A 12,321-nucleotide genomic window follows, 5' to 3' on the forward strand; every position below is an offset into this window, starting at 1 on the left:
GTGCCGGACTCGGCAGCCTCGAAGGTGACTCTGTGGGGTTGCTGTGAGTCGGCCGTGGGAAGAGTGGCAGCAGAAAACGTCGTCTGTCAGGACCGCGTCAGGAAGTTGGCCGGAAATGGTCCGTTGACCGGATGTTCATGTTCGATATGCGGAATGTTTGCCGCGGTCGAGGAGAGAGGGCTCCGGGAGCTACGCCTTCCGGTCACCGTGCCAGGTCGCCCAGAGCGCGGCGTACGCCCCGCCCGCCGCCACCAGCTCGTCGTGCGTGCCGAGTTCGGTGAGCAGGCCGCCCTCCATCACCGCCACCCGGTCGGCGTCGTGCGCGGTGCCCAGCCGGTGCGCGATGGCGATGACCGTACGGCCCGCCAGTACGGCCGCCAGGGCGCGCTCGGTGTGCCGGGCGGTCGTGGGGTCGAGCAGCGCGGTCGCCTCGTCCAGGATCAGCGTGTGCGGGTCGGCCAGCACCACCCGGGCGAGGGCGAGCTGCTGGGCCTGGGACCCGTCGACGGCGCGACCGCCCGTGCCGAGCACGGTGTCGAGGCCCTCGGGGAGCGCACGGACCCAGCGGTCGGCGCCGACGGCCGTCAGCGCCGCCCACAGCCCGGCGTCGTCCGCGCCGGGTTCGGCGATCAGGAGGTTGTCCCGGACCGTGCCGAGGAAGACATGGTGTTCCTGGGTCACGAGGACGACCTGGCGGCGCAGCAGCTCCGGTTCCAGACCGGCGATCGGCACCCCGCCCACGGTCACCGTGCCCGCGCCGGGCGCGTCGACGCCCGCCAGCAGCCGGCTCAGCGTCGTCTTCCCGGCCCCGGAAGGACCGACCACCGCGAGCCGCTCCCCGGGCCGCACCGTGAGGTCCACCCCGCGCAGCACCTCGCCGCCCCGCTCGTAGGCGTACCGCACCCCGCGCACGTCGATCCGGTCGTCAGCCGGGGCCGGCACCCCGCCCTCCGCGGCCGCCCGGGGAGCCTGCGCCAGCCCCTCCACCCGGGCGAACGAGGCGCCACTCGACTGGAGTTGCTCCACCCGCATCAGGATCTGGTCCAGCGGTTCGGTGAACTGCCGCAGATACAGCGCCGCCGACACCACCACCCCGACGCCCGCGTGCAGCAGCCCGCCGAGCAGCAGCACCCCCGCCACCGGCACGGTGTAGGACACCTCCACCGCGGGGAAGAACACGGACCGCAGGTACAAGGTGTAGAAGCGGGCCCTCCGGTTGGCCTCCAGCGCGTCGCGGCTCGTCGCGATCCGCTGCTCCTGGAGCCGGAACGCCTCCACGGTACGGGCCCCCGCCACCGTCGCCGTGACGGTCTCCGCCACCTCCGAGGTGGCCGCGCCCTCGGCGAGGTAGCCGTCCCGCGCCCGGCGCAGGTACCAGCGCAGCGCGATCCACACCGGGGTCAGCCCGACCACCCCGAACAGCGCGAGCACCGGATCCAGTACGAAGACCGCGCCCATCACGAACAGCGCCTGCACCGAGCAGACCAGCAGTTCGGGTCCGACGTCCCGCAGGGTGGTGCCGACGGTGGCCACGTCGCCGGTGCCGCGGGCGGTCAGGTCGCCGGTGCCGGCCCGCTCCACGACCGACGCGGGCAGCGCCAGCGCCCGGTCCACGAACTCCTCGCGGACCCGGGCGAGGGTCCGCTCGCCGAACCGGTGGCCCAGGTAGCGGGCGAAACGGGCGAGCAGCAGCTGGGCGAGGGCGCAGAGCACGATCCAGCGGGCCAGGTGGTCCACGGTGCCGACGCCGCGGCCGGCCCGTACCGCGTCCACGATCCGGCCGACCAGCCAGGGGCCCGCGAGGCCGGCGGCGGCGGCGAGGGCGTTCAGCAGGATGGCGGCGGTGAAGGCCGCGCGGTCCGCCTTCACCAGACGCAGGGTGGCGCGGCGGACCTCGGCCCGGCCGGCGATCGGCAGCTGCCCCGTCGTCACCTGGCGACCTCCTCTTCCGGTTCTTGCGTCGTCGCCTCTTCCGGCTCTTCCGCCTCTTCCAGCTCTTCCGGCTCTTCCGTGTCCCGGGCCACGAGGGCGCGGTAGCCGGGGTCGTGGGCCAGCAGTTCCTCGTGGGTGCCGGTGGCGGCGACCTTGCCGTCGACCAGGTGGATCACCTCGTCGGCGTGGGCCAGCATCAGCGGGGAGGTGGTGGTGAGGAGGGTGGTGCGGCCGGCGCGGGCGGTGCGCAGGCGCTCCGCCACGAGGGACTCGGTGTGGGCGTCCAGGGCGGAGGTGGGCTCCACGGCGAGGAGGACCTCGGGGTCGGCGAGCAACGCCCTGGCGAGGCGGATGCGTTGGCGTTGGCCGCCGGAGAGGTTGCGGGCCTGGGCGGTGAGTTCGGAGTCGAGGCCGTGGGGGAGGGACTGGACGATGTCGTCGGCCGCGGCGGCGTGGAGGGCTGCGGTGAGGGGAGCGGCAGGGGGTGCGGGGGAGGGCTGTGCGAGGGGTGCGGGTGCGTGGGGGCTGGTCGCGCCGTTCCCCGCGCCCCTGACGGGGCGCGTTGTGTCGGCGCCGATCGAGTTGCGCAGGGTGCCGGCGAACAGGTCTGCCTCGTTGTCGGCCACCAGGATGCGGGACCGGACCTCCGGGAGGGGGACCGCCTCCAGGCGCACCACCCCCCAGGTCACGTCCGACGGGGTGTACCTGCCCAGGCGGTCCACCACCGTCGTCGTCTCTGTCGCGGAAGCGCCCACCAGGGCCGTCAGGCGGCCCGGGCGCACGCGCACCCCCGACTCCGGGTCGTGCAGGACGGCCGGGGCGGCCGGGGGCCGTCCGGTGGCCTCGGTCTGCTCCGGCTCCAGTCGCAGCAGTCGTACGACCCTGCGGGCGGCCACCACGCCCCGGCTCAGCTGGTAGCCCATGTCCAGGAAGAACGCGACCGGGCCGACCAGGACCGCGACATAGCCGTAGACCGAGACCAACTGGCCCACCGTGATGTCACCCCGGGCGGTCATCCGGGCCGCGATCCAGGTGACCACCGCCAGGTACACCGTGGGCAGGCCGACGCCCAGGGCCTGCACCCAGCTGGCTACCGCGCCCACCCGGTACCCCTGGGCGCGCAGGTGCTGGGAGTCGCGGCGGAAGGCGTCCGCGAACAGGCCCTTGCCACCCAGGCCGTTCAGGACGCGCAGGCCGCCCGCGAGGTCGCCGATGCGGGCCGTGAGGACGCTCTGGCGTTCCCGGTACTCGGTCTCCCTGCCCTGGAGCCGCCGGGTCAGCGGGCCCGCGAGCAGGGCCACCACCGGCACCCCGAGCAGCACCACGCCCGTCAGCAGCGGCGAGACCGTCATCAGCAGTCCTGCCACCACCGCGTACACCACGACCGCGCCCACCCCGGGGCCGACCACGGTGAGCGCCTGGGCGATGGTGTGCACGTCGCCGACACCGATCGTGACGACCTCACCGGCCCCGGCCCGGCGCGGCAGTTCGGCACCGAGCCGGACCGCGTGCCCGACGACCACCTTGACCGTGCGGAAGTAGGCGTCCATCCGCACCCGGGTCATCGTGCGGTGGCGCAGGATGCTGACCCACGCGTTCACCGCCCCGAGCAGGAAGATCGCCGCCGTCCAGCCGGCCAGCACCGCCGTCCGGCCGGGCACCAGGCCGTCGTCGACGGCGCGCGCCATCAGGTACGGCGTCCCGGCCATCAGCGTCAGCCAGACAGTGCCCAGCAGCGCCCCGGCCAGTGACCGGCCCGGCTGGACGCGCACCAGCCACCACAGGTAGTACCAGCCGCCGCGCGTGTCGGGCGTCCCCGGATCCTCGTACGCGTCGATCACCCTGCGGGCCCCCGATCCCTCGGTCACGCCAGACTGTCCCGCCACGCCCGGTGCAGATCCGCGAACCTGCCGGTCCCGGCGATGAGCTCGGCCGGACGGCCGTCCTCGACGATCCGGCCGTGCTCCATCACCAGCACCCGGTCGGCGATCTCCACGGTCGACAGCCGGTGCGCGATCACCACCGCCGTACGGCCCTTGAGCACGGTCTGCATCGCCCGCTGCACCGCCCGTTCCCCGGGGACGTCCAGCGAACTGGTCGCCTCGTCGAGGATCAGCACCGCCGGGTCGGCGAGCAAGGCGCGTGCGAACGCGACCAGTTGGCGCTGTCCCGCCGAAATGCGCCCGCCGCGCTTGCGGACGTCCGTGTCGTAGCCGTCGGGCAGGGCCGCGATGAACTCGTGCGCGCCGATCGCCTTCGCCGCCTGCTCGATGTCCTCGCGGGTGGCGTCCGGCCGGCCGATCGTGATGTTGTCGGCGACCGTGCCGGAGAACAGGAACGCCTCCTGGGTGACCATCACCACCCCGCGCCGCAGTTCAGGCACGGTCAGTTCGCGCAGGTCCACGCCGTCCAGGAGGACCCGGCCCTCGGACGGGTCGTAGAAACGGGCGAGGAGCTTGGCGAGGGTCGACTTGCCGGCGCCGGTGGAGCCGACCACCGCGACCGTCTGCCCTGCGGGCAGGGTGAGGTCGAAGCGGGGGAGCACCTCGCCGCCGGTGCGGTAGGCGAACCGGACACCGTCGAAGACGACCTCGCGACCGGGCAGTTCGGTCGCCTGCGGCGGCAGTTCCCGCGGTACCGAGGGCTCCGGGACGGACGGGGTCTGGGCCAGCAGACCCGCGATCTTCTCCAGTGAGGCCGCCGCCGACTGGTACGAGTTGAGGAACATGCCGAGGCGGTCGATCGGGTCGTACAGCCGTCGCAGGTAGAGCACCGCGGCGGCCAGGACGCCCAGTTCCAGCGAGCCGGACGCCACCCGGTAGGCGCCCCACAGCACGATCCCCGCGACCGCCGTGTTGGCGACCAGCCGGGAGCCCACGACATAGCGGGCCATCTCCAGGAGGGCGTCGCCGTTGGTGCGCTCGTGGCGGCGGTTCAGCACGGCGAACTCGGCGTCGTTGGCGGCCTCCCGGCGGAACGCGCGCACCGGACGGATGCCGTTCATCGTCTCCACGAACTTCACGATCACCGCCGCGATCGCCGTGGAGCGCGCCTTGTACACCCGGACGGCCCGCCGCTGGTAGAGCCGCACCAGCAGGTACAGCGGCACGAAGGAGGCGACGGCGACCGCGCCGAGGCCCGCGTCCAGCCAGAGCAGCATCGCCGAGATGTAGACGAAGGAGAGGATGACCGTGATCAGCTCCTGGAGCCCCTCGTTCAGCAGCTCGCGCAGCGACTCGACGTCCGTGGTGGAGCGGGAGATGAGCCGGCCGGACGTGTACCGCTCGTGGAAGTCGATGCTCAGCGCCTGGGCGTGCCGGAAGATACGGCCCCGCAGGTCGAGCAGCACGTCCTGGTTGACCCGCGCGGACACCTCGATGAACGCGAACTGGAGGCCGCCGGAGAGCAGCGCGCACAGGCCGTACCCGGCCGCGACCGCGATCAGCGGGCCGTGGTCGTGGTGCCGGAACGCCGGTACGGCCCGGTCGATGGCGTACGCCACCAGCAGCGGGCCGGCCTGCACCGCGGCCTGCTGGAGGAGCAGGAGCAGGGTGGTGACGGCGACCCGCGCCTTCATGGGGGCGAGGAGCGAGCGGAGCAGGTCGGCCGTGGCGCCGGGCGGGGTGGGCAGCACGTCCTGGTCGAAGGGGTCGCCGCCCCGGGAGGGCCGGCCGGCGAGTTCGTCGTCCTCGTCGGGGACGGGCAGGGAGGTGGCGGCGGTCATCGGCGGTGATCCTCCCCGGACATCAGGTGGGCGTACTCGGCGTTGTCGCGCAGCAGTTCGTGGTGGGTGCCGACGGCGGTGACCCGGCCGCCGGAGAGCAGGGCGACGCGGTCGGCGAGCAGGACGGTGGAGGGGCGGTGGGCGACGATCAGCGCGGTGGTGTCGGCGAGGACCTCGCGCAGGGCGGCCTCCACCGCGGCCTCCGTGTGGACGTCGAGGGCGGACAGGGGGTCGTCGAGGACGAGGAAGCGGGGGCGGCCGACGACCGCCCGCGCGAGCGCGAGGCGCTGGCGCTGGCCGCCGGAGAGACTGAGGCCCTGCTCGCCCACCTGGGTGCCGGTGCCCTGGGGGAGGGCGTGCACGAAGTCGGCCTGCGCGACGGACAGGGCGCGGGCCAGCTCGGGTTCGCCGGCCTCGTCGTCGGCTCCCATCAGCACGTTCTCGCCCACGGACGCCGAGAAGAGAGTGGGTTCCTCGAAGGCGACGGCGACGAGGGTGCGGAGTTCCTCGCGGGGCATGGCGGTGATGTCCGTGCCGTCCAGGGTGATCCGGCCGGAGGTGGTCTCGTGCAGGCGGGGGACGAGGGCGGTGAGGGTGGTCTTGCCGCTGCCGGTGGCGCCGACGAGGGCCATGGACTCGCCGGTGCGGATGTGGAGGTCGACGAGATCGAGCGTGGGGGCGGAATCGGGGGCGGCGTCGGGGTAACGGAACCGCACGTTCTCGAAGCGGATGCCGTCGGGTCCGGGAACGGAGGGTCGGGGGCCGTGGTCGGGTGCGGCGCCGTGGTGGCTGGTCGCGCCGTTCCCCGCGCCCCTTTCGGGGCGCTCCACCTCGCCCTCCTGCACAGCGTCCTGCACCTCGAAGTACCGTTCCGTCGCCGTTGCCGCCTCCTGGCTCATCGCCAGCAGGAAGCCGATCGACTCCACCGGCCAGCGCAGCGCCAGGGCCGTCGACAGGAACGCCACCAGAGTGCCGGCGCTCAGGCCGCCCTCCGCGACCTGCACCGAACCCCAGAACAGGGCCGCTGCGACGGCCACTTCCGGCAGCGTCACGATGACGCCCCAGATGGTGGCCAGCATCCGAGCCTTGCGCAGCTCCGTGCCGCGCAGGGTGCGGACCAGGTCGCGGAACGCGCGTGCCTGGCTGCGGTGGCGGCCGAATCCCTTGATGATGCGGATGCCGAGCACGCTCTCCTCGACCACCGTCGTCAGGTCGCCGACCTGGTCCTGGGCGAGCCGGGCCACCGTCGCGTACCGCTTCTCGAAGAGCACGCACGTCCAGATCACGGGGATCGTCGGCAGCAGGATGACCAGCCCCAGCGTCCAGTCCTGCACCAGCATGATCACCACGCCGACGATGATGGTCACCCCGTTGACCAGCAGGAAGGTCAGCGGGAAGGCGAGGAACATGCGGAGCAGCATGAGGTCGGTGGTGGCCCGGGAGAGCAACTGGCCGGAGGCCCAGCGGTCGTGGAAGGCGACCGGCAGCCGCTGGAGGTGGCCGTACAGTCCGGCCCGCATGGACGCCTCGACGTGGGAGAGGGGTCTGGCGACCAGCCAGCGGCGCAACCCGAAGAGCAGCGCCTCCGCCAGTCCGAGCAGCAGCAGGTACAGCGCGCCGAGCCACACCCCGGCCGGGTCGCGGTCGGCCACCGGGCCGTCCACGATCCACTTGAGTACGAGGGGGATCACCAGCCCCGTACAGGAGGCGACGACCGCCACGAAAGCGGCGGTGAACAGCCGCATCCGCACCGGCCGTACGTAGGGCCACAGGCGCAGCAGGGTACGGACGGCGGACCGGTCCTTGGTGGTTGCACGTGTCGGAGGCATCAGGGGCGAGCCTACGGACCGGCACTGACGACGCCCACCGAGTTTTGGCCGGACCGGGCTCCGCCGTAGGTCCTACGACCAGGGCGTTCGAGCGGTCGTACGACCGGAGGGGGCGCATCAGCCGATCGGTTGATGCCGGGTCGAGCGGGGTGGCCGATGCGGCGGACCCGGCCCGGCCGGGACCCTCGGAGCATGCCAACCGTCATCGAAGTGACAGATCTGCGGAAGTCCTACGGCGGCCGGGCCGTCGTGGACGGGGTGGGCTTCGCCGTCGAGGAGGGGGAGATCTTCGGGATCCTCGGTCCGAACGGTGCCGGCAAGACCACCACCGTCGAGTGCGTGGAGGGGCTGCGGGTGCCGGACGCCGGCCGGGTCCGGGTCACCGGGCTCGATCCCGTCGCCGAGCACGAGGCGGTCACCCGGGTGCTGGGCGCCCAGCTCCAGCAGAGCGAACTCCAGCCGAAGCTCACCGTCCGCGAGGCCCTCGACCTGTACGCCTCCTTCTATCCGGATCCGGCCGACTGGCGGCCGCTCGCCGAGCGCCTCGGGCTCATCCCGAAGCTCACCACCCGGTTCGGCAGGCTCTCCGGCGGCCAGCGGCAACGCCTGTTCATCGCCCTGGCGTTGATCGGCAACCCGCGTGTCGTCGTCCTGGACGAGCTCACCACGGGACTCGACCCGCGCGCCCGGCGCGACACCTGGGCGCTGATCGAGGACGTCCGGGACCGCGGGGTCACCGTGCTGCTCGTCACCCACTTCATGGAGGAGGCGCAGCGGCTCTGCGACCGGATCGCGGTGATCGACAAGGGGCGGGTGGCCGCCCTGGACACCCCGGCCGGACTGATCCGCCGCAGCGCCGGGGCCACCGTCATCAGCTTCACCCCGTCCGCCCCGCTGGACGACCACGACCTCGCCGCCCTCCCGGCGCTCGCCTCCGTCGAACGCAAGGACGGCCGGATCACGCTGGCCGGCACCGACGAGACCGTGAACGCCGTCATCACCCTGCTCGCCCGCCACCGCGTCACCGCCCACCAGCTGCGCGTCGTGGACGCGACCCTCGACGACGCCTTCCTCGACCTGACGAAGGAGGAAGCGGTATGAACACCGCCGTCCTGCGCACCGAGTTCCGCCTGTTCCGCCGGGAACCCGGCGCCGTCTTCTGGGTGTTCCTGTTCCCGACGCTGCTCCTGGTGATCCTCGGCTCCATCCCCTCGTTCCGCAACGCCGACTCCTCGCTGGGCGGGCTGCGGCCCGTCGACGCGTACGTGCCCGTCGCCGTACTGATCGCCCTGATCATGTCCGGGGTGCAGACCCTGCCGCAGGTGCTCACCGGCTACCGCGAGCGGGGCATCCTGCGCCGGATGCGGCTCACCCCCGTACGGCCCGCCGCCCTGCTGTCCGCGCAGATGACGGTGCAGGGCACGGTCGCGCTGGGCTCGGCGCTGCTCGCGCTCGCCGTCGGCCGGCTCGCCTTCGACGTACGACTGCCGAAGCAGCCCGGCGGGTACCTGCTGGCGCTGCTGCTCGCGGCGGCGGCCGCCCTCGCCCTCGGCTCCGTCGTCTCGGCGCTGTCCCGCACCACGAAGATCGCGGGCGCGATCGGCTCCGCGGTGTTCTTCCCGATGATGTTCTGCGCGGGGGTGTGGATCCCGGTGCGGGAGATGCCGCACACCATGGCCCGGGTGGTCCAGCTGACCCCGTTCGGCGCGGCGGCCCGCGCCCTGGACCAGGCCGCCGCCGGGCACTGGCCGGGCTGGGACCACCTGGGGGTGCTCGCGCTCTGGGCGGTGCTGCTCACGGCGGGGGCGGCTCGTCGGTTCCGCTGGGAGTAGGCGGCCGTCCGTGCAGACTGGGGACATGACGGGGACCGAGGTGGACAGCGAGATCGACCGGCGCTGGGAGCAACTGCACACCTGGGTGCCGTACGGGTTTCTCGGCATCAGCATCGTCCTCGGGATCGCCACCGCCGGTCCGCACACCGGCCCGGCGAAGTGGTACACGGCCTGGGCCCTGATCGGGGCCGCGGTCGCGCTCCAACTGTGGTGGCACGCCACCCGGGTGCGCCGGCCCGGTCGCGGCCGTACGCCGACCCCGGCCGGGACGGCGTACTACGTCGTCCGCTGGGCACTCGGCTTCGTCCTCACCTGGCTCAGCCCGTTCTTCGCGTTCTACGCCGCCAGCGGCTACATGGACGCCGACGAGTTGCTGCCGCGCCGGTGGCGGCGGCTCGGACTGCTCGCGAGCGCGGTCACCGTGGCCGGCGCGCAGACCGGCGGAATGCCGTTGAGGAGCGCGCCCCAGTGGCTCGTCTTCGCCGTACTGGTGGTCGCCAACTCCGCACTCCAGATGGGGATCGCCCATCTCACCGAGCAGGAGAAACAGCGGACCGCCGAGCGCACCGAGACCATCGCCGCCCTCCAGCAGGCCCTCGACGAGAACGCGGCGCTGCACGCCCAACTCCTCGTCCAGGCCCGGGAGGCCGGGGTCGCCGACGAACGGCGGCGGCTGGCCGCCGAGATCCACGACACCATCGCCCAGGGCCTGGCCGGGATCATCGCCCAGCTCCAGGTCGTCCTCAACACCCCCGACCCGCAGACGGCCGGGGACCACACGGCGCGCGCCCTGGCCCTCGCACGGCACAGCCTGGGCGAGGCCCGCCGCTCCGTGCACAACCTCGCCCCGGTCGCCCTGGAACACGACGGACTGCCGGAGGCGCTGCGCAAGACGGTCGCCGAGTGGGGCGAACGGACCGGTGTCCGCGCCGAGTTCACGCTCACCGGCACCGCCGAGCAGCTGCACGGCGAGGTCGCGGCCACCCTCCTGCGCATCGTCCAGGAGGCACTGTCCAACGCGGCCCGGCACGCGCGCGCGGCCCGGGTCGGGGTCACCCTCTCCTACCTGGGCGACGAGGTCATCCTCGACATCCGCGACGACGGCACCGGCTTCGACCTGCTGGCCGTGCCCGTCCGCAGCCGCGCCGGCGGCTTCGGCCTCGACGGGATGCGGGCCCGCGCCGAACGCATCGCGGGCACGCTGACCGTGGAGTCCGAACCGGGGCTCGGCACGGCCCTGTCGGCACGCGTACCGTTGGTCCGCCATGACAGCTGACCCCTCGATCTCCCTGCTGATCGTCGACGACCACCCCGTCGTCCGCGACGGCCTGCGCGGCATGTTCGAGTCCGCGCCCGGCTTCACGGTCCTCGGCGAGGCGTCGGACGGCGCCGAGGCCGTCGCCCTCACCACGGCCCTCGACCCGGACGTCGTCCTCATGGACCTGCGGATGCCGGGCGGCGGCGGGGTCGACGCCATCCGCGAACTGACCCGGCGGGGCGCCCGCGCCAGGGTCCTCGTCGTCACCACGTACGACACCGACACCGACACCCTGCCCGCGATCGAGGCGGGCGCGACCGGCTACCTCCTCAAGGACGCCCCGCGCGAGGAGCTGTTCACCGCCGTCCGCGCGGCCGCCCAGGGCCGTACCGTGCTCTCCCCGGCCGTCGCCTCCCGGCTGGTCTCCGCCGTCCGCACCCCCGGCACACCCGGCAACGAACCGCTCTCCGCCCGGGAACGCGAGGTGCTGGCCCTGGTCGCCCGGGGCACCTCCAACCGGGAGATCGCCCGGGAGCTCTTCATCAGCGAGGCCACGGTGAAGACCCACCTCACCCACCTGTACACCAAACTGGGCGTCAACGACCGCGCGGCCGCGGTCGCGACGGCGTACCAGCGGGGCATCCTCGGCTAGCGCCGGACCGGGGGCGGTTCAGCCGGTCACCCTGAGCAGCAGCACCGACCGGGCGGGCACCGTGATCGCCGTCCCCGCCGGGTGCGCCGCCCCGGGCGCCGCACGCTGCTCCTCCCGCGAGGTGTCCACGAGCACCTCGTAGCGTTCCGCCCACGGCGGACCCGGCAGCAGGAACTCCACCGGGCGGTCACCGGCGTGCAGGACGGTCAGGAAGCTGTCGTCCACGACCGGCGCGCCGCGCTCGTCCCGCCCGGGGATGTCCCGCCCGGAGAGGTACATGCCGAGCGTGGCGGCCGGCGCGTACCAGTCGCCGTCCGTCATCTCCGCGCCGTGCGCCGTGAACCAGGCCAGGTCGCGCAGTCCGTCCGCCGAGTGCGCGCGCCCGGAGAAGAAGGCGCGGCGGCGCAGCACCGGGTGGCGGTGGCGGAGCCGGATGAGGCGGGCGGTGAGGTCGAACAGCGGCCGCCACTCGGGATCGTCCAGCAGGCTCCAGTCCAGCCAGCTGATCTCGTTGTCCTGGCAGTAGGCGTTGTTGTTGCCGCGCTGGGTGCGCCCCAGCTCGTCGCCCGCGACCAGCATCGGGACGCCCGTCGACAGCAGCAGTGTGGTGAGCAGGTTCCGCAGCTGCCGCCTGCGCAGCGCCCGTATGTCCCGGTCGTCGGTCTCGCCCTCGGCCCCGCAGTTCCAGGAGCGGTTGTCCCCCGAGCCGTCCCGGTTCTCCTCGCCGTTGGCCTCGTTGTGCTTGGACTCGTACGACACCAGGTCGCGCAGCGTGTACCCGTCGTGCGCGGTGACGAAGTTGACGGAGGCGTAGGGGCGGCGGCCGCCCCAGGCGTAGAGGTCGCTGGAGCCGGACAGACGGTAGCCGAGGTCGTGGACGTCGGGGAGGGCGCCGCGCCAGAAGTCCCGGACCGCGTCCCGGTAGCGGTCGTTCCACTCGGTCCACAGCGGCGGGAAGGCGCCCACCTGGTAGCCGCCGGAGCCCACGTCCCAGGGTTCGGCGATCAGCTTCACCCGGCGCAGCGGGCCGCCAGCAGCTGCTCGATCACGACCGCCACACCGTCGTCGTTGTTGGCGACCGTGCGGCCGGAGGC

8 protein-coding genes and 1 pseudogene are annotated in these 12,321 nt (G+C 73.3%); 4 read left to right on the plus strand and 5 right to left on the minus strand.

Going from position 1 to position 12,321, the window contains the following annotated elements:
• Window positions 1-189: 189 nt before the first annotated feature.
• Genes ABZ646_RS26785 through ABZ646_RS26800 form a run of 4 tightly spaced genes read right to left on the minus strand, consistent with a single transcriptional unit; the run spans window position 190 to window position 7,485 of the window.
• On the minus strand, window positions 190-1,932 hold the full coding sequence (locus tag ABZ646_RS26785; protein WP_360523875.1) for an ABC transporter ATP-binding protein: 1,743 nt from the start codon (window positions 1,930-1,932) through the stop codon (window positions 190-192).
• On the minus strand, window positions 1,929-3,773 hold the full coding sequence (locus tag ABZ646_RS26790) for an ABC transporter ATP-binding protein (RefSeq protein WP_360523896.1): 1,845 nt from the start codon (window positions 3,771-3,773) through the stop codon (window positions 1,929-1,931). Before ABZ646_RS26790 ends, ABZ646_RS26785 begins: the two co-directional genes overlap by 4 nt.
• A gap of 23 nt (window positions 3,774-3,796) precedes the next feature.
• A complete protein-coding gene (locus ABZ646_RS26795; RefSeq protein ID WP_360523878.1) occupies window positions 3,797-5,656 on the minus strand; it encodes an ABC transporter ATP-binding protein in 1,860 nt (619 codons plus the stop codon).
• Complete coding sequence (locus ABZ646_RS26800; protein WP_360523881.1) at window positions 5,653-7,485, minus strand: ABC transporter ATP-binding protein; 1,833 nt, start codon at window positions 7,483-7,485, stop codon at window positions 5,653-5,655. The genes ABZ646_RS26795 and ABZ646_RS26800 overlap by 4 nt, the downstream gene beginning before the upstream one ends.
• Before the next feature lie 192 nt (window positions 7,486-7,677).
• Here ABZ646_RS26800 and ABZ646_RS26805 point away from each other — a divergent pair, with 192 nt between their 5' ends.
• Genes ABZ646_RS26805 through ABZ646_RS26820 form a run of 4 tightly spaced genes read left to right on the plus strand, consistent with a single transcriptional unit; the run spans window position 7,678 to window position 11,227 of the window.
• Window positions 7,678-8,586: an ABC transporter ATP-binding protein gene (locus tag ABZ646_RS26805; protein WP_360523884.1), complete on the plus strand. Its 909-nt coding sequence runs from the start codon at window positions 7,678-7,680 to the stop codon at window positions 8,584-8,586.
• Window positions 8,583-9,317, plus strand: a complete 735-nt coding sequence (locus ABZ646_RS26810) for an ABC transporter permease (RefSeq protein WP_360523887.1) — start codon at window positions 8,583-8,585, stop codon at window positions 9,315-9,317. Before ABZ646_RS26805 ends, ABZ646_RS26810 begins: the two co-directional genes overlap by 4 nt.
• Before the next feature lie 25 nt (window positions 9,318-9,342).
• Window positions 9,343-10,593 (plus strand): sensor histidine kinase, encoded by a 1,251-nt coding sequence (locus ABZ646_RS26815; RefSeq protein ID WP_360523890.1) that lies wholly within the window; start codon window positions 9,343-9,345, stop codon window positions 10,591-10,593.
• Window positions 10,583-11,227 (plus strand): response regulator transcription factor, encoded by a 645-nt coding sequence (locus ABZ646_RS26820; protein WP_360523893.1) that lies wholly within the window; start codon window positions 10,583-10,585, stop codon window positions 11,225-11,227. The genes ABZ646_RS26815 and ABZ646_RS26820 overlap by 11 nt, the downstream gene beginning before the upstream one ends.
• Before the next feature lie 18 nt (window positions 11,228-11,245).
• Here the strand turns inward: ABZ646_RS26820 and ABZ646_RS26825 are convergent.
• Window positions 11,246-12,250 (minus strand): annotated as a pseudogene (locus ABZ646_RS26825) (glycogen debranching enzyme GlgX); the annotation flags it as partial.
• Window positions 12,251-12,321 lie beyond the last annotated feature (71 nt).

This window comes from Streptomyces sp. NPDC007162, assembly GCF_040634175.1.
Taxonomy (GTDB): Bacteria; Actinomycetota; Actinomycetes; order Streptomycetales; family Streptomycetaceae; genus Streptomyces.

What these genes read in the sequence shown, in the direction of transcription:
- ABZ646_RS26810 (WP_360523887.1), top strand. Translation starts at nt 8,583, where the DNA reads ATGAACACCGCCGTCCTGCGCACCGAGTTCCGCCTGTTCCGCCGGGAA.
- ABZ646_RS26805 (WP_360523884.1), top strand. Translation starts at nt 7,678, where the DNA reads ATGCCAACCGTCATCGAAGTGACAGATCTGCGGAAGTCCTACGGCGGC.
- ABZ646_RS26820 (WP_360523893.1), top strand. Translation starts at nt 10,583, where the DNA reads ATGACAGCTGACCCCTCGATCTCCCTGCTGATCGTCGACGACCACCCC.
- ABZ646_RS26800 (WP_360523881.1), bottom strand. Translation starts at nt 7,485, where the DNA reads ATGCCTCCGACACGTGCAACCACCAAGGACCGGTCCGCCGTCCGTACC.
- ABZ646_RS26795 (WP_360523878.1), bottom strand. Translation starts at nt 5,656, where the DNA reads ATGACCGCCGCCACCTCCCTGCCCGTCCCCGACGAGGACGACGAACTC.
- ABZ646_RS26815 (WP_360523890.1), top strand. Translation starts at nt 9,343, where the DNA reads ATGACGGGGACCGAGGTGGACAGCGAGATCGACCGGCGCTGGGAGCAA.